Raw genomic sequence first — 17,713 nt, forward strand, 5'->3', positions numbered from 1 at the left:
CCACTCAAAGTTACTGTCTGGTAAGACCTTCGGTGCGCCGAACGGCCCACCCGAGCCAGCCTCTTGACTCCCAGGCAATTGACTCCGCCAGGGCCGGGCGACACCGGCGAGGCAGCAGGTTCTGGGGGCCCGCGCTCGGCCCGAGGCCCATATCCGTCCACGCAAGCGAGGCTGATTTCCCGTGTCCGCGAGCCTGACCGGCAGCATCGTCCGTTCCGCCACGCCGCGGGCGACGCTGCGACGCTTCCTCGCTCTCGACTCCCGATCAGGGTGCAGTCCGGCCCGATCTCCGGATACACCTCCGCCCCGGCCGCTTCAAAATCATCATGGGACGGGGTCGGGGAGCCGAGCGCCGGACCATCCGGAGAGTCATCCTGGGGGCGAGGGTGATCTGGCCGGTGTCCTTCTTCTCCCCGGGGCCTGGCGACGACCTTCTGAATGCCGAGGGGTGGGATGGAGTTGAAAGATCCGGCGTCGATGATGTTGTGCTCGACACCACCGTCTTGTTCGGGGTGCTGGTGACCGTCCGTGGCACTGGCACGGACGATGTTCCGCACGTCTCGACGGGAGCAGGAATGGAACGACCTTGGCTCCGCTCCACCGCAGCGTTTCCCGGAAGTGTGCATTGGCACGTGTTTCGCTGCGGGCAACACGTGGATCCAGGCCCATGTCGCGATAGACGCGCGAGTTGACCAGTAGCTTGGTGACTGCCACTGCGCGGATACCCATCCGTTGCCGCTGCACGGCTAGGCGTGCGGACGGCATGTGTCTGACGGAGTCCCGTAGGGCGGAGCGCGCGAAACTGATGTGCCGGGCCTCGTCGGCGACGTGGATCCGGCACACCTGGCGGACAAGCGGGTGGACCCGCTCGTCGCGGGCTGCCTCGCGCTGGAAGCGGTCGAGGACTTCTTCGAAGATCAGCGGCGTGGCGAACCTGAGGTCGTCCCGGGAGGGGAGGAAACATACGGCTGCACGGTGAAGGGTTGCTGAGGGGCGATAGTCGGGGCAGCCGAGACCGTCCAGAAGCTGGCTGAACATACCGGAGTGGCGGGCGCCTCTCCGGCCAGCGGCTGCCCGCCCCGCGGAACTTCCCACGTCCGCAGGTCGCGAACCTCGCGCTGGAGGGCGCCCAGCAGCGACGGGCCGGCCGTCGTGGCAGCGAGTCTGCGCAGTCGTTTCGCAGCCGCACGGCGTTTCGCCGAGGACCTGTCGTCAAGCTGAACAACCGCCTCGTCCAACGTCAACACCGCGTACGCCTCCTGATGAGATCTGCTCGGACGGCAACGCCAGGCGCTCCCACGGACGCTGAACGGCGGGCAATGACTTCAGGTGTCAGACGGCCATAAGAAGCGACGTCTGAACGAAACCCCACCCGGGCATCCAGCACGCATACTCGGGCGTGGTCGTTCGTACGGGGGCGGTGCCGGACACGCTCGGGTGCCCACCCCCAAGGGCGACCGCGGCAGAGAAGTCGGCGGTGAGTCCGACATGGGGAGGGCGTGCTCGACGTGACTCGCGCCCCGGCCAGGAGGACTGTCACCCCCATCCCACCCACCATGATCCCCTCCGGCAGCGTGTAACACTGGGCGCCCTCACGATGCGTGTCCGGAACCCGGCTGCGACCCGCCGACCCGGGGGGCAGCACCGGACCTGTACCTGCCAGGCCCCACTGCCGCGGCCGCGGCGGGCTCCTGCCGGTGGGCGAGAGCAGGCCGACCGAGCATGTCCGGCAGCGGCGCCGAGTCCTCAGGGTCGGTGGCGTGCGCCGCTAACGCTCGTCGGGCGGCGGCGCGGTCTGGCGGGTCGCCGAGCGCCGGCAGGGACGGGTCATCACACCGTTTCAGCCACCGGACGGACCGCACCCGCCGTCTAGGTCGAGGGTGGCGACCGCGCCCCCTTCCGGAGCGTTCGCGAAGGCCAGCCTGGCGCCGAGGACGTTCGCCTGCCCAAGCGCGATGGTCAGCCCGAGTCCGTGCCCCCGCCCTCGCTCGGGGGTTCCCGTCCGAAAGCGTTGCGGGCCTTCCGTGAGCAGCGCAGCGGGATAGCCGAGCCCTTGGTCCCGTACGAGGATCCGCGCGCCCGTGGCGGTGGCCTCCACAGCGACTTGGACGGGGCCGGTGCCGTGCCGGTGTGCGTTGGTGACGAGGTTGACCACGATCCGTTCCACCCGGCGCGGGTCGGTCTCCAGGATCGGGGTGGCACGGATCGCCACGGCGGTCGGCGTCCCCGTGCGGCGGACGATGTCGGTGACCAGTTCGCCCAGCGGCACCGCGTCGGTCCGGGCTTGTTCGGCTCCGGCGTCGAGCCGGGAGATTTCCAGGAGGTCCTCGACCAGCCCGTTCAGGGCCCGGGCACGGTCCCGGACGAGCTCGGCCGCCTCGTCGCCCTCCGGGAGGAGACCGGCTGCGGTGGACAACCCCATCAGCGGGGTGCGCAGTTCGTGCGCGACGTCCGCGGTGAAGCGACGCTCGCCTTCCAGCTTGTGCTGCAGGGCCGCAGCCATCTCGTCGACGGCCGCCGCCATCTCGGTGATCTCGTCACGGGCCCGGCCGCCCGGTCCGATCCGGGCGTCGAGGTCGCCGCCGGCGATGGCCCGGGCCGTGCGGGATCCCCGGCGCAGCCTGCGGTTCATCGGTTCGGTGGCCAGGGCGGCGAGCGGTACGACGACCAGGAGGGCGGCGAGCACGGCTTTGACGATGCTGCGGTCCAGGAGTTGGAGGCCGCGTACCTCGGAGCTCATGTCCGTGCGGGCGACGAGTACCCGGCCGCCCTCGACGGGCATGGCCGCCCACATCCAGTACCAGTTGGGGGGTTTGCGGTCGTTCCAGGTCGCGTACAGAGCGGCCGGGTCCTTGGCGGCCAGCGCCCGGGCGAGCGGTGCGTCGAGCCGCTCGGGAGTGAGGACTTCGACTTCGAGCGGCGCGCTGCCCGTGCGGGTGTACTCGCGCTCCGCGGCTGCCAGGCGCGCGGAGAGGCGTTCGTTCCCGGTGTGTTCACTTCGTTCGGCCATCGCCTGGTGGACGAGGAGGCCGATCACGGCGGCCACGGCGCAGCAGGCGGCTGCGGTCAGGGCGGCTATCTTCCAGCGCAGGGCGCGCGGGTTGAGGAGTGCCATGGGTGTGGAGGGTCCCTCAGTCGCGGACGAGTTTGTAGCCGAAGCCCCGGACGGTCTCGATCCGCCCGGCTCCGATCTTCTTGCGCAGCCGTAGCACGCACAGGTCCACGACGCGGGTGTCGCCCTCCCAGCCGTAGTCCCACACGTCCCGCAGGAGACGGCGGCGGTCGAGTACGGCGCCGGGTGCCGCCGCGAACTCCAGCAGCAGCCGCAGCTCGGTGGGGGTCAGCGGAACGGGCTGGCCGTCCCGGTGTACGTCCAGGCCGAGGGTGTTCACGGACAGGTCCCCGAAGACCAGCTCCGCAGGGGTCGTCCCGGTGTCCGCGGAGGCGACTGCGGGGTTCGCCGGCCCGGCCCCGCGCGCCGGAGTCGTCTCCGGTTGGGCGGGCCGGAAGGTGGCGCGGCGCAGCAGCGTCCGGATGCGGGCGACGAGGACTGGGGTGTCGACGGGTTTGACGACATAGTCGTCGGCGCCCGCCTCCAGTCCGGAGACCACGTCGAGGGCGTCTCCGCGCGCGGACATCATCAGGACCGGGACCAGGCTCTGCTCGCGGATCCGGCGGCACAGCCCGATGCCGTCGAGTTCGGGCAGCATCACGTCCAGGATCAGCAGGTCGTGCCTGCCGGCCCGGAACGCCTCCAAGCCGTCGAGTCCGTTCATGGCCACCGCTACCTGATAGCCGTACCGCTCTAGGGACAGCTGTACGGCGCGGCGGATGGTGGCGTCGTCCTCGACGACGAGGACGCTGACGGGGTCTGGGACCCGGGGTGCCGACACGCCACCTACCTGCTCAGATACGGACATTTGTGGAGTCCATCCTAGTCAGTGGGGCCTGCGGTGCGGTCACAGCCGGAGGGAGGCCGCGACGGGGAGGTGGTCGCTGCCGGTAGCGGGAAGGGTCCACGAGGAGGTCGTGCTCATCCCCTTCACCAGGATCTGGTCGATGCGGACCATGGGGAACGGAGCGGGCCAGGTGAATCCGAAGCCTGCGCCCGCCGCGCGCTGAGCGGAGGTCAGCTGGGAGGTCACCGGTCGCAAAGCCGAGTCATCCGCCGTGCCGTTGAAGTCACCCATCACGACGACCCTGTCCAGCGGCTCTGCCCGCACGGCCGCGGCCAGCTTCCGGGCCGCGTCATTGCGGCGGTCGGTGGTAAATCCGGCGTCCGGGGTCAGGCGTACCGAAGCGAGGTGGGCGGCGAAGACCGCGACAGGGCCGTGCGGGGTCGCTACGGTGGCCCGTACGGCACGTGTCCACGGCATGATCGGCACCGCTTCCACGCCGTTCAGGGGGTGCTTGCTCCACAGTCTGACGCCGAGAGTGTCGGAGCGGTACGGATAGCCGGCGGCAAGCTCGCGTTCGTAGAAGGGCGTGGCCTTCGAGGACATCTCTTCCAGGGCCAGCACGTCCGCGCCCGATGCGGCAAGCGCTCGCGCGGTCCGCGCCGGATCGGGATTGTCCTCGTCCACGTTGTGGCTTACCACGGTGAAGTTCCCGCTGCCGGATCGCTTGTCAGCGAGGGTCCCGCCGAAAAGGAGGCCCCAGACGGCTAGGGGGGCCAGGACGGCGACGGCCGCGAGCCGGGAGCGGCGTACTGCCGCCGCCACGAGGAGGACGGGGACACTCAGCCCGGCCCAGGGCAGGAAGGTCTGGAACAGGCTGCCGAGGTTGACGGCCCCGTTCGGGATTCTGGTGTGCAGGGCCATCGTCAGGGCCGCACACACCGCGCCGGTGGCGATCAGCAAGCCGCGGCCACGGCCGGTGGGCACGAGTATGCGGCAGCGGTTGGCGGACAGAGGCGGAGGCGGGGCGGGCGGCTCCGCTTCCTCGGTGGCCTCAGAACGGTACGGAGTGCTCAGCACGGCATTTGCCTTCCGATATCTCGTAAGCCGGTGATCCGGTACCAGCACAGCCTGGGAGAGGCGCGCTTCCAGGGCGTCAGGAGGCGCCTTCGAGGGACCCGCAGTTGCGTTTCAGCTGGGTATCGGTCATGCAGAGCAGACTGATGATGCGGGTCGTGGCCTGACGCCCGCCGCACCTGTTACCGGTTGTGCCGGCTCGCCCACGCCCGGCTCCGGCACGGGCGGATCGGCGCGGGCACCCGTCTGTTCGAGGGCGCCTCCCCCGTGCTACGCCTGGAGACCGTACGGGTGGTCGGCTCGCCGAAGGTGACGCACGTGGCCTGCCGGATTGCCTCGTCCCGGGCGCCTACTCGACCGGTCGCCCATGCAGGCCGCATTCACGAGATGGACGGGAACGCGTAACCGGGACGAATGCTGATCCAAACAGCTGGTTCGACGGCGAACGCTGCCGGCCGAATTTCTCGCCGTCGTCGGTCGTGCCGACGGGCGCGGTGTAGCCGAACCGGGCCCGCGTCTCCACCGTGATCCCGGTACTGGCGGCGGCCTGTTTGCGGCGGCGGCCGCGTACCACGGGCTGCCAGCGGGCCCGTACGGCCGTGTCGATACGGTCCACAACACTCTTGGGCGGAGTCTTCCGGTCGCCCTTGCGGTAGCGCTCCATGGACCGCTGAAATGACCCCCAGCTCCTGAGCGACGGCCCTGGTCGACTTTAGCTGCCTGACCAAGAAGTTGATCCGCCCCTTCAACGTCTTGGGCGGCTCGCGCGTGAGCCCTTCCAGGTCGGCTCGGTCCAGGGCGTCATCGATGTCCCCCACCAGCTACGTGTCCTTCCTCGTGGCCCCGCTGCCCGGGCGCAGCGCCGGGACAAGGGTGCCCGGCGAGGTTCCGGCCGCTGGACCGGCTGCCGCTTCTTCTCGTGGGCCGTGGCGTGGCAGTCTGCCCGACCGCAGAGCGCCGCGTGGCCGCCCGACGGGGATAAGAAGGGATCGCTCGCCTGCTATCGCGGGCCCCAGGCCTCCACCCCGTCCCGGGCGTTGTACTGCGCAACCCACCCGGCGACGTCCGGGCAGTCCGCAGGCGGGTAGGCGGCGTCGGGCACGAGCCGGAGCGCCTTGGGGACGTTCACACCCGGGTGCATCTTGAGGACGTGGTCCCTGGCCCGGGCGAGCGCCAGGTCCATCCGCTCGTCCTCGAGGACGAGCTCACCAAGTGCTCCGCACTGCGCGCACCGGACGTACGTCACCTCGACCGGGGTCTGCATCCCGAACGGCAGTTGCTCCACCATCTCCATGCCCTGCCCAACGCGGCCGGGTCACGCCGGACCCGCGCCGGGCAGACCCGTGGGGGAACGGATGAAGTTTCCCGGGCGGTATGCGTCCCAACCGTCCAACGACGCGGCACTCCCGGGGTTCCGGCACCTTGACCGCCGGGTGTGAACGCGTGACAGGGACCGGGGTGACCTGTCGTCCGGCGAGCTGTCCGACTCCGTGGTGGTGGCCGATGGCATGGTGGCCCCTTCTCAGCTCCCCCGAGGCGCAGGCCGGCTGAGCGTGGCCCCCGGGGCCACGCCACCATGGCCGGGCGCCGACGCTGCGCCCCAGGCCTGTGGTGGGGCCGGGCGGTGGCATGGACAGAGCCCGGCCGGGGTGACTACGGGCGCCTGGCCGGGCTCTGCGTGCGTGGGATGCCGTTTGCGTCAGAAGTCCTCGCGCAGGTCGTCGCGCTCGTCGCGGCGCCGCTCCATGTCCTCCGGGCGCTGGCCGCCGCGGGAAGGCATGCCGGGCTCGGGGTGCACCGGGTCCTGACCGGGCCGCTGCGGGCGCTGTGGGCGCTGCTGTTCCTCGCGGACCTTGCCCGGCTCCTGGCGCTTGTCCTGCGTACCGCCCATGACGGCGACTCCTCAATGCGTTGCGTGGGGTGGTACTTCCTCCGCCACGCTGACACCCGGAGTCACAGCGCGCACCATTTCAGCTACGTACCGTGGCGGACGGGTGAGCGGCGGCCCGTGCGAATGCGTCACGAGCTTCCCGCCGGCACCCCGGCCGAGAACGGGAAGCGGGAGGTCATCGCCGGGCCGCCCCCGAAGAACGACAGCGCCCAGGACGGAGAAGGCTCCAACAGCCGCCTGCACACCCGATACAAGGGGTCGGCCCGCCGGCGCCCGCCGACAGGGATGCCCGTCCCGCGCAGGAGTCTCGCGAGCCGGGCGGGTCAGATGTCGCCGGTCCACACTTCGGGGCCGCCGCCCTCCCACCGGATCGGCCCCGCCTCGGACAGGTCCACATCTTCCAGGCCGGCCCGGCGCAGGAACTCCGACACATCCGCGGGCGTGAACGCCCGACCGAGGTCGGCGTCCACGCCGAGGACGTGCGCGGTGACCTTCCGCCCGCCCTGCGGCGACACGGGATGGATCACGATCTCCGTCTGGTCCGCCATACAACCCAGCGTGCGACGTCCCGGGCGGCAGGGCATCCGGAGCGGAGTCCGATTCCGCGTGCTGACCAGCAGTAGAGCGGCCCCGCAGGCGCGCTGGGAGCGGCAAGAAGTGACGCCTTCTCAGAACTGCTGCGAAGAAGGGGCGTTTGGGGTGGAGACGCCGGGTCAGACGCGTACATGTCGGAGGCCTCGCCGTGGGGGTGGGCTTCCGGAGGGGGCTCCGTCCCCGTGACGCACCTCCCCCGGCGTCACGGGGCAGGCCCGCCCGCACGACGGGCTGCCGCCCGGATCTGCACGGCGCCCAGGACGTGGTCCGCTCACAGCTGCACGACGTCTTCTCCGGCATCACGGACGACGCCGAGGAGCGGCGCCGCCTCGAGTCCCGCGCCGCGGGGCTGAAGGCTCTCGCGACCTGGCATGCCACCCGGGTCGTCCAGGAGTGCCGCGAAGCCTGCGGCGGCGCCGGATACCTCGCGGTCAACCGGTTCGCCGCGCTCAAGGCCGACAGCGACGTGTTCACCACCTTCGAAGGCGACAACCACGTCCTTCTGCAGCTCGTCGCCAAGGGGCTGCTCACCGATCAGGCGAGCGCGTTCGAGGACCTCGACCAAGCGGGCATGGTCCGCTTCGTCACCGGCCTCGCCGTCGAAACGCTCCTGGAGCGAACCTCCGTCCACAAGCCGCTCGAACGCGAACGCGATCTGCTGCCCGGCGGCGACGAATGGGACCGGGAAGCCGGACTGCTCGACTCCGACTACCAGCTCGCCATGGTCCGCTTCCAGGAAGAGCACATGCTGGCCGGCCTGGCCCGCCGGATCAAGAGCGGGACCGACCAGAAGCGGGACCCGGGTGCGGTCTTCTCACAGGTGCAGGACCACGTCGTCGCGCTCGCCCGCGCCCACGTCGAGCGGCTGGTGACGGAGGCGTTCGTGGAGAAGGTACGCGCGATGCCCGAGGGCGATGAGAAGGTCGCACTGGCCTTGCTGTGCGATCTGTTCGCCCTCTCGACGATCGAGGCGGACCGGGCCTGGTTCATGGAGCACGGTCGACTGACCGTGCAGCGCTCGAAGACGATCAGCCGCGAGGTGAGCGACCTGTGCCGCAAGGTCCGGCCGCTCGCGCGCGACCTGGTCGACGCCTGGGACATCCCGCCCGAGATGCTGCGCGCGCCCGATCTCCTGGGTTGAGCCCAGCGGGCCCACGTTGCTACGGCGGGCTGCCCGCCGGTTCACCTGCTGCCCAGCACCCGGACGGCCTCCACAACCAGAGCGGCCATCTCGGCCGGGGGCCGCGTCACAGCGGCCCGCACCAGAACGTCCATCAACGAAGCCTGCGCCAGCCACGCCCCCGTTCCCGGCCCGCGCGCCGGAAGAACCTGAATGGACGACGAGGCAGCAGGAGAAGCCGGGGCCGAGCCGGGAACCCGTGGGCGCCGGCTCCTGCCGTGCGGCTCCCGCACCCGCCGCGGAGGCCTCTTCGTGTTCCAGGACTGAGTTCCGCAGGGGTGCCACCTCTTCGTGTTCCAGGACTGAGTTCCGCAGGGGTGCCACCAGCGTCCTGTCCCCTCCCCGGGGAGGGGGACAGGACGCTGGTTAGAGTGCGGGCGGACCGTTCAGGTCCGCTCGCACTCTGGGGGGTTTTCGCGTGTCCGAGTACCGTCTCGTCTTCTCCGCCGCACTGGTCACCGCCGGCTGCCTGCTGCTCTCCGCCTGCGGAGGCACCCCCGCACCCGGCGGCGCCGGCCGCCCGGCAGACGGCACGCGCACCTCCGCCGCGCCCGCCCCCTCGAAGCCGGCGCCCACCGCTGCGTTGCCGACACCGGGTGCGGCAGGCGAGATACCGGACACCGCGCGACTGGCGGAACTGGCGCTGCAGCCGGGCGAGACCGCCGGGGTCCTGGAGGACGGGGGCAGCACCCACAGCCTGGACTGGGTCGAGGGGAGACCGCTGTCCCCGGCCGAACTGAAGGACCCCTGTACCACCATGTGGGGCCTGCTCCGCCAGCGAGGCGCCCACGCCGCCGTCTCCCAGACCTTCGACACCGAGGAACCGGGAAGCCCGACGGTCAACGTACTGTCGTCCTATCCGGGGACCGACGCCTCAACGGTGTTCGGCCGGCTGCGCACGGCACTCGCGGGCTGTCCCACGGTGGAGGAGGACGGCCGCACGGTCACGACCCGCTACGAAGACCTCGACACGGCGGGCTTCCCGGAGGACACTCTGCGCATCCGGATGACCATGACCGATGCGGGCTCCACCGGCCCCGCCGAGGTCATCGACCGCATCGTGACCCGGGTCGGCGTGTGCATCACCGACCTCGGCGCGACAGGGACAGAGCCCTACCCGGGCGTCTCCGAGACGCCCGTCCTGCGCCAGATCGACCGCCTCCGAGCCGCCCAGGGACTCTGAACCCGGCCTTCCCGACGGCCCCGTCGGGCGGCCCGACCTGCGGCGAGGGCTCTCCCCTGGCCGGGCCGCCGGGGGCCAGGGCAGCTGGCTGAGCGCTCCAGCAGGCCCCGGTCGCGTGCCTCCCGGATGAAGTCGTCCACCCGGTCCAGGCCCCGCTGGAGGATCCGGCCGAGAACCTGCCGGACGGGCAGGCGGGCAGTGACGCTGCTCCGGTGGAGCGTGACGACCAGCCGGGAGAACGGCTGACCTCCGCCCCGGCCGGACCGAACGGACGATCCCCGCAGGGACGGGCGCCGCGGCGACAGCGCGGTCACCCCGGGGATCAGCCCAGGGTGCGGACGAGCGCCGACAGGGGGCAGTTTCAGTCCGCGGGACGCCAGGCGGACACCCGGGTGGTCAGCTCGCGGGGCGGTCGGCGATGTGGCGCTCGCAGACCGCCCGGTACGCCGGGAAGCGCAGAGCGATCTCAGAGAGCCTGGCAACCATCTCCGCACGGCGGGGCAGCGTTACCCGACCGTCTCTCCTCTTCCCCTCGTCATGAGTCACACCATGTCGGACCATGGACTGTTCGTTGGCGTGGTGCTCCTCGGAGGGCGGCTGTTGAAGTGGTACTCCTCGGAGGGCAACGAGTCCCATTCAGTATTCGCACCATCGCGCGGCACCATGAACAGCGGACGTGACCGGAGGGCCTCCCCGACCCATTGCGCGCGCATGACGATCCCGGGATCATCCGGTGCTGCGTATCCCTCGGCCATGATGCGAAACTGCACGTCCATCACCTCGGCATAGGCGATTGAGTCGCGCACACCACGTACGCGTCCCGGTCCACCGACCCCTGCGGCAGACCGGCGTTGGCGTACACCGCCTTGCGCCACGCGGCCGGCACCAGCTTCTCGTCGACCTCGCGCGGCAGCAGCGGCTTGTCCTTCACCCGTCGCGCCAGCGCGGGCAGCCGCTTCACCCCGGCCAGCACCCGCGCGCCGCCGGTCGACGCCGCCAGCGCCTTCGACTCGCCCAGCAGCGCCAGGAACGGGCGCACCGTCTTATAGCGGGTGGTCACCGCGACCAGCGAGGCCGGCTGGCCCTGGTCGTTCGCGTACGCCTCACGCCGCGCCGCCGTCCACGCCGACGCCCCAGCTGGCGGGGAGCGTCATTCGAACCGTGCGGTATTCCCTGTGGGCCGGTAGTGGAGTGCCTACGTTGGGCCTGCTGTACCCGGTGGATCGCCTCTCCTCGCGCAGGTGTTGCCCACTGCGGGGTTGGTCCGCGACTCCGTAGGCCACCCGCGGGTCACTGGCGGGCCATGTGCATGCGCATCTCGCTCTCGGCGTCGACGATGAGGTCGCCGGACAGGTCGACGGTGACGCTGTGAAGAGTGCCGGTGAAGCGGAACGGCGCCTGGTAGTCGGGGGTGACGGCAGATCCGGGATTGGCGCCGCAAGCCATGCCGCCCGGATTGAAGGTGATCGGCGTGGTGACCGGCATCTCGGTCTCGCCGACGAGGCGGCCGTCGATGTAGAGCTGGGCGCGGCCGGGTGCGCCCTTGCCGTGGGCGATGTCGGGGGCGCCGGTGGGCTCGAACTCGAAGCGCAGCGCGTGCCGCCCCTCGGGCACGGTTTCGCTGGAGGCGACGTGGTGCAGGGCCCGTTGGACGTAGTTGTGGGCGTAGTGGAGGTGGCCGTCCTTGACGTAGAGGGACCAGCCGCCGGCGTTGGTGCCCTGGCAGAGCAGGACGCCCTGCGCGCCGCCGGGCGGGATCTCGACGTCGGCGGTGACGCTGTGGGGGCGGTTGAGGACCCGGGGGGCGACTGCGGCGGGCACGGCCTGGGTGCCGGAACGGAAGGTGTAGCTGGTGCGGTTCTCGGTGATCTGCGGGCGCTCGGTCATGATGCGCTGCAGGACGCTGCCGTCGATCGGCATCACGTTGTACTTGCCGGCCTCCACGTACCACAGCGCGATCATCTCGATGAGTTTGCTGCGGTGCTCCTGGGCGAGGTTCCGGGTTTCGGCGATGTCCTCGTCGACGTGGTAGAGCTCCCAGTGGTGGGCGTCGAGGTCGTCGAGGTCGGCCATGGTGATCGGAGTGCCGAAGGGCCGCTCGGCCTCCTCGAACGAGGGACCGGGCCAGGGACAGACCGCCCGCCATCCGTCGTGGTCGATCGCCCGGTGCCCGAGCATCTCGTAGTACTGGGTGTGGTGGCGGCTCGCCGCGCCAGCGTCGTCGAAGGTGTGCGCGAAGCTGACCCCGTGCAGGGGTGACTGGGTGACCCCCCGAATGGTCGTGGGCGCCTCGATGCCGAGCACGTCCAGGACGGTGGGCACCATGTCGATGATGTGCGCGAACTGGTCGCGGATCTCACCTCGGGCCTTGATGCCGTCGGGCCAGTGGACGAGGAACGGGTCGCTGACGCCGCCGCGGTAGGTCTCCCGCTTCCACCGCCGGAACGGCGTGTTGCCCGCCCAGGTCCATCCCCACGGGTAGTGGTTGAACGTGGAGGGGCCGCCGAGCTCGTCGATCTGCGTCAGGCTCTCCTCCAGCGTCTCGGGCGCGTTGTTGAAGAACTGCACTTCGTTGGTGGTGCCGGTCGCCCCGCCCTCGGCGCTCGCACCGTTGTCGGAGACCACCATGATCAGCGTGTTGTCGAACTCGCCTGTCTCCTTCAGGAAGTCCACCAGCCGCCCGATGTGGTGGTCGGTGTGGGAGAGGAACCCGGCGTAGACCTCCATCATCCGCGCGGCAAGTCTCCTTGCCTCCGGGGACAGCGACTCCCACGTGGGCACGTCCGGATCGCGCGGGGACAGGCGGGCGTCGGCGGGCACCACGCCGAGCTGCTTCTGCCGGGCGAAGGTCTGCTCGCGGTAGGCGTCCCAGCCGTCGTCGAACCGTCCCCGGTAGCGGTCGGCCCACTCCTTGGGCACATGGTGCGGGGCATGGGTCGCGCCGGGGCACAGGTTCAGGAAGAACGGCTTGTCCGGGGCGACCTGCTTGGCGTCGGCGATGAACGACATCGCCCGCTCGACCAGGTCCTCCGTCAGGTGGTAGCCCTCCTGCGGCGTGGCCGGCGGCTCGACCTGGTGGTTGTCGTACACCAGGTCCGGATACCACTGGCTCGTGTCGCCGCCGAGGAACCCGTAGAACCGCTCGAAGCCCCGCCCCAGCGGCCACCGGTCGTACGGCCCGGCCGCCGACTCCTGCTCCGAGGGCATCAGGTGCCACTTGCCGACCATGTACGTGTTGTAGCCGTGCTGCAGCAGCATCTCCGACAGGAACCCGTTCTCGAACGGGATCTGCCCGTTGTAGCCCGGGTAGCCGGTGGCCAGTTCCGTGATCGCGGCCATGCCGTTGGCATGGTGGTTGCGGCCCGTGATGATGCAGGAGCGCGACGGCGAGCACAGCGCGGTGGTGTGCATGTTGCTGTACAGCAGCCCGCCTGCGGCCAGCGCGTCCAGATTCGGCGTCTCGATCGGACTGCCGTAGCAGCCGAACTGCCCGAACCCCGTGTCGTCGAACACGATGAACAACACGTTCGGCGCACCCGCCACCGCCCGCACCGGCTGGGGCCACGCCGGACTCGACTCATCGGTCGTCCGCCCGATCGCCCCCGGAAACCGCTGCCCCGGCCTGTACTCACTCCACGACGACTGCGCCATCTGTCTCCGTCCCACCAGCGGCGCGAGCACCGGTGCTGTGTGTGCTGCTGTGCGACCTGCTGCTGCTACCACAGAGCCCTGCCGCGACGCGGGATCCGTACCGGACGGCCCGGGCAGGAGGCCCCGGCCGGGGCCACGGTCCTGGGCTACTCCACGCTAGGACGCCGCCACCACCACGGCGAGCGGGCTGCGCCGTCTGGCCCTCCATGCGAGAAGGCGCTACGGGGCGGGGTGTAGGCGACGGTGCCCCCGCCCCAGCCGGCCACGATGTCGCACAGCCGGTCCTGCTCGTCTTGGTGGTGGATAGGCTGGACAGGTCAGCAGGCTCCTTCCCAGCACCCGGTCGCCGCCACCCCTTGCAGCTGAGCTGCGGGCCTCTACGAGGCAGCGCGCTCGTAGACGACAGTCGTGTTGGGGCAGTCCTCAGCGAGTCCGAGAAGTGCCTGGCGCTCAGCCTCGTCGACGGCCAGGTCCCAGCGGAGCTTGGTGGCGACCCAGGTCGCGGCATACGTGTGGTAGGAGCCGTCCGACGGAAGCCACTCCGCCGGGTCTTTGTCGGCCTTGGACCGTTTGGAGGCGGCGGACACCGCGATCAGCGTGTCCGGGGACGCCTGGTCGTTCGCATACGCCTCCCGGCGTGCGGCAGACCACGGGGTCTGTTCCGAGTCCGGCCTCGGGGAACATCGGTACAGCGGTCATCGGTGAGAACGATCATGGGGTCTGCTGCGGATCTCCGCGTTCGGGTGGTGCTGGGTCTGGAGGCGTCGCGCAGGTCGATCTCCTCGGCGGTGAGCGGGTCCCCAGGTCGGCGGATGCGGACGGGCGTGGGCCGCATCGGCAGGCCGTCGTCCGCGGTGGCTTCCTCGGCTTCGGCGAGGGCCCGGTAGAGCGAGGCGACCGATGGGGACTTGCCCGCGTTCTTCCCGGTCTTGATGACCAGCTTCTTGGCGATCTCGGGGACTGGGAGGCCTTTGTTCTTGAGCGCGACGGCGAAGGTGGGGTCCAGCCAAGGTGAGCCCAAGAGGGGCAGTGGGATGGCCTTGGTTTGTTGAAGACCGCCGGCTCGTTCACCGGCTCGGTGCGGGCGCTGCCGGACTGGCGGTGGGGACAGCCGGTCCTACTGGCCTGGATCCAGGTCCTGTAGGAGGCGACCCTGGTGAAGACGTCGGGGTAGCCGTCGGCGCGGCACTGGCCGGGGCCGAGCAGGCCCTCCCGGTGGAAGGAGTTGATGCCCACCAGGGTCGGGACGCCGTTCATGCGCAGGACGAGGGGGGCGCCGCCGTCGCCGGAGCAGGTACTCATGTCGGCTTTGGAGGCGGCGCACAGCTTGCTCGCCGTGATGGCCGGGGAGGTGCCCGTAGGCCCTCTGGCAGAAGTCCAGGTGGACGATCTGTAGGGCGGCCTCCTGCAAGATGCGGGAGGGGGCGGGGAGAACGCCGGCCAGGGCTCCCCAGCCGGCGACGGTGGCCATCTTGCCGACGTACTCGGCGTCGGAGCCGGCCGTAGTGGGAAGGCCGCTCGGCTGGATGTTCGAGCGAAATTGGACCCGTTGGGCGAGGGTGAGGACTGCGAGGTCGCCTTCGTGGGTGCTGGGGTTGTAGCCGGGGTGGGGCAGGAGCCGGTCGACGTTGTAGTCCAAGGAGACGGCCTCGTCTGATGTGCGGAGATCGTGTTCGCCCAGCCGGACCCCAACCTCTGCCGGGCTGGTGCCCCCGTCAACGAGGCAGTGGGCCGCGGTGAGGACGTGTTGCGAGTCGATCAGGGCTCCCCCGCACTTGGGGGCCCACTTCCCTCCCGAAGCGGTACTGATCATGGCCAGCCAGGGGTGGCTGGCGACGGCGGCCTCTTGGCCCCCTGTGCAGTCCGGGCAGGACCGGCCGAGCGAGGCGATCATCCAGCCCCCGATCGCGACGGTCGTCCCGCAGTTCCCGCAGTGGTCGATGTCGGGCGTGGGACAGGTTGCCGGGAGCGGCGCGGAAGTCCTGGTTCCCCAAGCAGGCTGGCGCCGCACGTCTCATGCAGCGAGCCCCGGTACACCTCGACCTTCCCCGCCCTCGCGGCTAGAGGCAATATGGCTGCCAATCCAGCACAACTGGGATCACAGAGCACTGGGGAGGCGCAGCGGTGGGAATCTTCGACAGACGCAGACGCCAGCGGGAGGCAGCGCAAGATGCCGAATGGAGTGCCCGCTTGACGCCATGATCGCGCAGGCAGAAGCCGGCCGACACTTCATCGCGCCCGCTACAGCCCACCAGATGTTCGCCAGCCCTGCCCAGATCCAGGGGTTTGCCGAGTACTTCGACGGTGTCTTGTCCTTCAAGCCGCAGGGAGCCCTGAGCAGTGCCGAGGCATGGAAGTGCCAGGCTTCCCAGATCGATGCCGTCCGAGACGGTGACTCGCCTGGCGAGATCATGGTCACGTTCCATCCTGGATCGCCGTTCCTGGCGATTGTCGTGATGCCGGACCGACACGAGGACAAATGGCGGGCACTCTCGCCGGCCGACGGGCAGTCCCCCGCGAGCTGAATATCTGAACACTTCACCGCCGCTGCCACAGCGGCTGGAGGGTGCCGTCGGTGTGGACCAGGCGGAGGGCGACGGCGGCAGCGAGGCCGGAACAAACCACGGCCACAACCGCAACCTGGTGGCCCACGGCCCGACCGGGGTGAGCTTCGCGGACCAGCCGTTGACCCGCAAGAGCTGACCCACGCCGGGGGCGGGGGCCTGGGGTCGTGGCCGCGGCGGAATGTGTGATCAACTGCTGCAAGGCGTACGGCTTCCGGCGTTGCGGCCGCCGGGAAGCAGCGGCGGAGGGTGCACGTCGCCCATCCGTCGACGTCTGCCGCGAATCGAGAAGCCCACATGAGCACGTCCCAGGTTCTTTGGCTCTTTGCGCTGATCTTCATCCCGGCCGGAGCCGTCATCGGCGCGGCGGCGTACCGCAAGGTGTGGCAGGTGCGCGCTCTGGTCCGGCGGGGGGCTCGGGCCCACGGCGTGGTGGTCCGCCTCGCGGCGACGAAGCTGGAGGGGCCGGGTGAGGGCGGCACCATCACCTTCCGAAGCTCCGGCACGACCGTGTACCACCCGGTCATCGCCTGGACCACCGCCGATGGCCGGGCGATGGAAACCAGGACGGACATAGCCCGCTCCCGGGACAGGACCCTGGCTGTCGGTACCCGGGTCGAGGTCCGCTACGACGCCGCGAAGCCCACCCGTTGGACGCTCCCGGCCGAGAGCAGCCTCCTGTGGTGGCTCTTCGTCGGGATCGGCGCCCTCTTCGTCGTGATCGGATCGGGTTTCCTCGTCGGAGCACTACGCACATCCGGGCTCTGAAGCCCAGCCCCCACCCGCTCCCATGCAACCACAGGCTTCTCGCCCGACGCGTTCGCGCGGTGCGCCGGGCATTCCGCTTGGTGTGATTCTCGGGGCGGTCTGCATGGCGGGGCTCTGCCCGATCGGCTGCCCAGGTCCCGGGCCCGATCTCTGGCCGGCTGATCGCCGTTCCGGCGCCGGGCGCGCGCAGTGGGCTCAGGGGTCGGTGACGCCGAGTTCTTGGGTAGCGGGGCAGATCGAGCAGGTTGCCACTCTGTCTCATCGGGGACTCCGGCACCGGCAAGTCCCACCTGCTGATCGGGCCTATTCGTCGAAGCCGTCGGGGACTTTCCCGCAGGGCGCGTAGATGCTGACGGCGAGCGTCCCGGTCGCCTCGTACCAGCCCACGTCGACCTGGTCGCCGGTGCCCGGATCCTCGAAGCGGAACCCCATATCGGAAATGCGCTCGCGGGTGAGCTTCCAGCCCTGCTCCGAGAGCCGGTTGCGGATGCGCTCCTGACCGGCACGAGCCGTGGCCTGAGGAACGTCCGCCGCCTTCCAGTCGAGGTCGAAGCTGCGCACGTCGCGGCGGGCCTCGTCGATGTGGGCGAAGGCCCGCAGTCCGCGGTAGTAGCAGGCGCCCGTGTCCACGGGGTGGGCCTCGAAGCGGGAGCGCCCGTCCAGGTCTTCCTCTACGCGCTCGGCCTGCTCCCTGAGGCGCATGGCGACCACGTTCGGGTCGACCTCCGGGTACGGCGCGCCGTTCCACAACCGGTACCCGCCCCAGGACATGGTCAACAGGAGTGTGACGCCGGCGAGCACCAGCGCCACACGAAGGGGGCGCGCACTCAAGGGGGGCGCAGTTGCGCCGGTAGCGGGCTGGACGGAGTTCATGATCGAGAGGGTAGTGGTGGGGGGCGTGCCCGCCGC

General features: G+C 70.4%; 15 protein-coding genes and 6 pseudogenes. 5 read left to right on the top strand and 16 right to left on the bottom strand.

All coding sequences use genetic code 11. From position 1 onward, the window contains the following. Positions 1–369 precede the first annotated feature (369 nt). The 8 genes and pseudogenes from OHA91_RS39770 to OHA91_RS00195 form a co-directional block, all read right to left on the bottom strand. Positions 370–1,038 carry a diiron oxygenase gene (locus OHA91_RS39770; protein WP_078959468.1) on the bottom strand — a complete coding sequence of 223 codons (669 nt, stop codon included), beginning with the start codon at positions 1,036–1,038 and terminating at the stop codon, positions 370–372. 802 nt (positions 1,039–1,840) lie between these two features. Beyond that, positions 1,841–3,115 carry a sensor histidine kinase gene (locus OHA91_RS00165; protein ID WP_328738232.1) on the bottom strand — a complete coding sequence of 425 codons (1,275 nt, stop codon included), beginning with the start codon at positions 3,113–3,115 and terminating at the stop codon, positions 1,841–1,843. A gap of 16 nt (positions 3,116–3,131) precedes the next feature. Beyond that, a complete protein-coding gene (gene cseB / locus OHA91_RS00170; RefSeq protein WP_031154622.1) occupies positions 3,132–3,920 on the bottom strand; it encodes a two-component system response regulator CseB in 789 nt (262 codons plus the stop codon). A gap of 39 nt (positions 3,921–3,959) precedes the next feature. Further along, a complete protein-coding gene (locus tag OHA91_RS00175) occupies positions 3,960–4,889 on the bottom strand; it encodes an endonuclease/exonuclease/phosphatase family protein (RefSeq protein WP_245240203.1) in 930 nt (309 codons plus the stop codon). Positions 4,890–5,439: 550 nt separating this feature from the next. Continuing rightward, a pseudogene (gene tpg / locus OHA91_RS00180) lies at positions 5,440–5,791 on the bottom strand (telomere-protecting terminal protein Tpg); the annotation flags it as partial. A gap of 182 nt (positions 5,792–5,973) precedes the next feature. After that, positions 5,974–6,261, bottom strand: a complete 288-nt coding sequence (locus OHA91_RS00185) for a hypothetical protein (RefSeq protein WP_328738233.1) — start codon at positions 6,259–6,261, stop codon at positions 5,974–5,976. A 411-nt stretch (positions 6,262–6,672) separates the two neighbouring features. Continuing rightward, entirely contained in the window at positions 6,673–6,864 is a 192-nt protein-coding gene (locus tag OHA91_RS00190) for a hypothetical protein (protein ID WP_328738234.1), read from the bottom strand. Between the two features lie 323 nt (positions 6,865–7,187). Next, positions 7,188–7,412 carry a hypothetical protein gene (locus tag OHA91_RS00195; RefSeq protein ID WP_266505737.1) on the bottom strand — a complete coding sequence of 75 codons (225 nt, stop codon included), beginning with the start codon at positions 7,410–7,412 and terminating at the stop codon, positions 7,188–7,190. Between the two features lie 290 nt (positions 7,413–7,702). Here OHA91_RS00195 and OHA91_RS00200 point away from each other — a divergent pair. Both OHA91_RS00200 and OHA91_RS00205 read left to right on the top strand, forming a co-directional pair. Next, positions 7,703–8,599, top strand: a pseudogene (locus OHA91_RS00200) (acyl-CoA dehydrogenase); the annotation flags it as partial. Positions 8,600–9,056: 457 nt separating this feature from the next. Beyond that, positions 9,057–9,821, top strand: a complete 765-nt coding sequence (locus OHA91_RS00205) for a hypothetical protein (protein ID WP_031154632.1) — start codon at positions 9,057–9,059, stop codon at positions 9,819–9,821. A 793-nt stretch (positions 9,822–10,614) separates the two neighbouring features. Here OHA91_RS00205 and OHA91_RS00210 read toward each other — a convergent pair. The 7 genes and pseudogenes from OHA91_RS00210 to OHA91_RS39780 all read right to left on the bottom strand — a co-directional run. Beyond that, positions 10,615–10,878 (bottom strand): annotated as a pseudogene (locus OHA91_RS00210) (hypothetical protein); the annotation flags it as partial. After that, a pseudogene (locus OHA91_RS00215) lies at positions 10,870–10,959 on the bottom strand (HNH endonuclease); the annotation flags it as partial. The pseudogenes OHA91_RS00210 and OHA91_RS00215, both read right to left, overlap by 9 nt. Positions 10,960–11,111: 152 nt before the next feature. Next, complete coding sequence (locus OHA91_RS00220) at positions 11,112–13,346, bottom strand: arylsulfatase (protein ID WP_328738235.1); 2,235 nt, start codon at positions 13,344–13,346, stop codon at positions 11,112–11,114. Positions 13,347–13,849: 503 nt separating this feature from the next. Beyond that, a complete protein-coding gene (locus OHA91_RS00225; protein WP_266505741.1) occupies positions 13,850–14,059 on the bottom strand; it encodes a hypothetical protein in 210 nt (69 codons plus the stop codon). 5 nt (positions 14,060–14,064) lie between these two features. Continuing rightward, entirely contained in the window at positions 14,065–14,493 is a 429-nt protein-coding gene (locus tag OHA91_RS00230; protein WP_328738236.1) for a hypothetical protein, read from the bottom strand. 167 nt (positions 14,494–14,660) lie between these two features. Beyond that, a pseudogene (locus OHA91_RS39775) lies at positions 14,661–14,774 on the bottom strand (hypothetical protein); the annotation flags it as partial. A 64-nt stretch (positions 14,775–14,838) separates the two neighbouring features. Further along, a pseudogene (locus tag OHA91_RS39780) lies at positions 14,839–15,366 on the bottom strand (S1 family serine peptidase); the annotation flags it as partial. A 304-nt stretch (positions 15,367–15,670) separates the two neighbouring features. Between OHA91_RS39780 and OHA91_RS00235 the strand changes: the two are divergent. The 3 genes from OHA91_RS00235 to OHA91_RS00245 all read left to right on the top strand — a co-directional run bounded on the left by OHA91_RS00235 (position 15,671) and on the right by OHA91_RS00245 (position 16,804). Beyond that, positions 15,671–15,997 carry a hypothetical protein gene (locus OHA91_RS00235; protein WP_031154644.1) on the top strand — a complete coding sequence of 109 codons (327 nt, stop codon included), beginning with the start codon at positions 15,671–15,673 and terminating at the stop codon, positions 15,995–15,997. Between the two features lie 52 nt (positions 15,998–16,049). Further along, complete coding sequence (locus tag OHA91_RS00240) at positions 16,050–16,175, top strand: hypothetical protein (protein ID WP_266505747.1); 126 nt, start codon at positions 16,050–16,052, stop codon at positions 16,173–16,175. A 158-nt stretch (positions 16,176–16,333) separates the two neighbouring features. Continuing rightward, on the top strand, positions 16,334–16,804 hold the full coding sequence (locus OHA91_RS00245; RefSeq protein ID WP_031154646.1) for a DUF3592 domain-containing protein: 471 nt from the start codon (positions 16,334–16,336) through the stop codon (positions 16,802–16,804). A 303-nt stretch (positions 16,805–17,107) separates the two neighbouring features. Here OHA91_RS00245 and OHA91_RS00250 read toward each other — a convergent pair whose 3' ends face one another. Continuing rightward, entirely contained in the window at positions 17,108–17,677 is a 570-nt protein-coding gene (locus OHA91_RS00250; protein ID WP_266505750.1) for a hypothetical protein, read from the bottom strand. Positions 17,678–17,713: the final 36 nt, after the last annotated feature.

The organism is Streptomyces erythrochromogenes, assembly GCF_036170895.1.
Classification (GTDB): domain Bacteria; phylum Actinomycetota; class Actinomycetes; order Streptomycetales; family Streptomycetaceae; genus Streptomyces; species Streptomyces erythrochromogenes.

Coding starts and splice junctions, on each gene's coding strand:
- OHA91_RS00250 (WP_266505750.1), bottom strand. CDS start 17,677: ATGAACTCCGTCCAGCCCGCTACCGGCGCAACTGCGCCCCCCTTGAGT.
- OHA91_RS00165 (WP_328738232.1), bottom strand. CDS start 3,115: ATGGCACTCCTCAACCCGCGCGCCCTGCGCTGGAAGATAGCCGCCCTG.
- OHA91_RS39770 (WP_078959468.1), bottom strand. CDS start 1,038: ATGTTCAGCCAGCTTCTGGACGGTCTCGGCTGCCCCGACTATCGCCCC.
- OHA91_RS00185 (WP_328738233.1), bottom strand. CDS start 6,261: ATGGTGGAGCAACTGCCGTTCGGGATGCAGACCCCGGTCGAGGTGACG.
- cseB (WP_031154622.1), bottom strand. CDS start 3,920: ATGTCCGTATCTGAGCAGGTAGGTGGCGTGTCGGCACCCCGGGTCCCA.
- OHA91_RS00190 (WP_328738234.1), bottom strand. CDS start 6,864: ATGGGCGGTACGCAGGACAAGCGCCAGGAGCCGGGCAAGGTCCGCGAG.
- OHA91_RS00195 (WP_266505737.1), bottom strand. CDS start 7,412: ATGGCGGACCAGACGGAGATCGTGATCCATCCCGTGTCGCCGCAGGGC.
- OHA91_RS00235 (WP_031154644.1), top strand. CDS start 15,671: ATGATCGCGCAGGCAGAAGCCGGCCGACACTTCATCGCGCCCGCTACA.
- OHA91_RS00245 (WP_031154646.1), top strand. CDS start 16,334: ATGAGCACGTCCCAGGTTCTTTGGCTCTTTGCGCTGATCTTCATCCCG.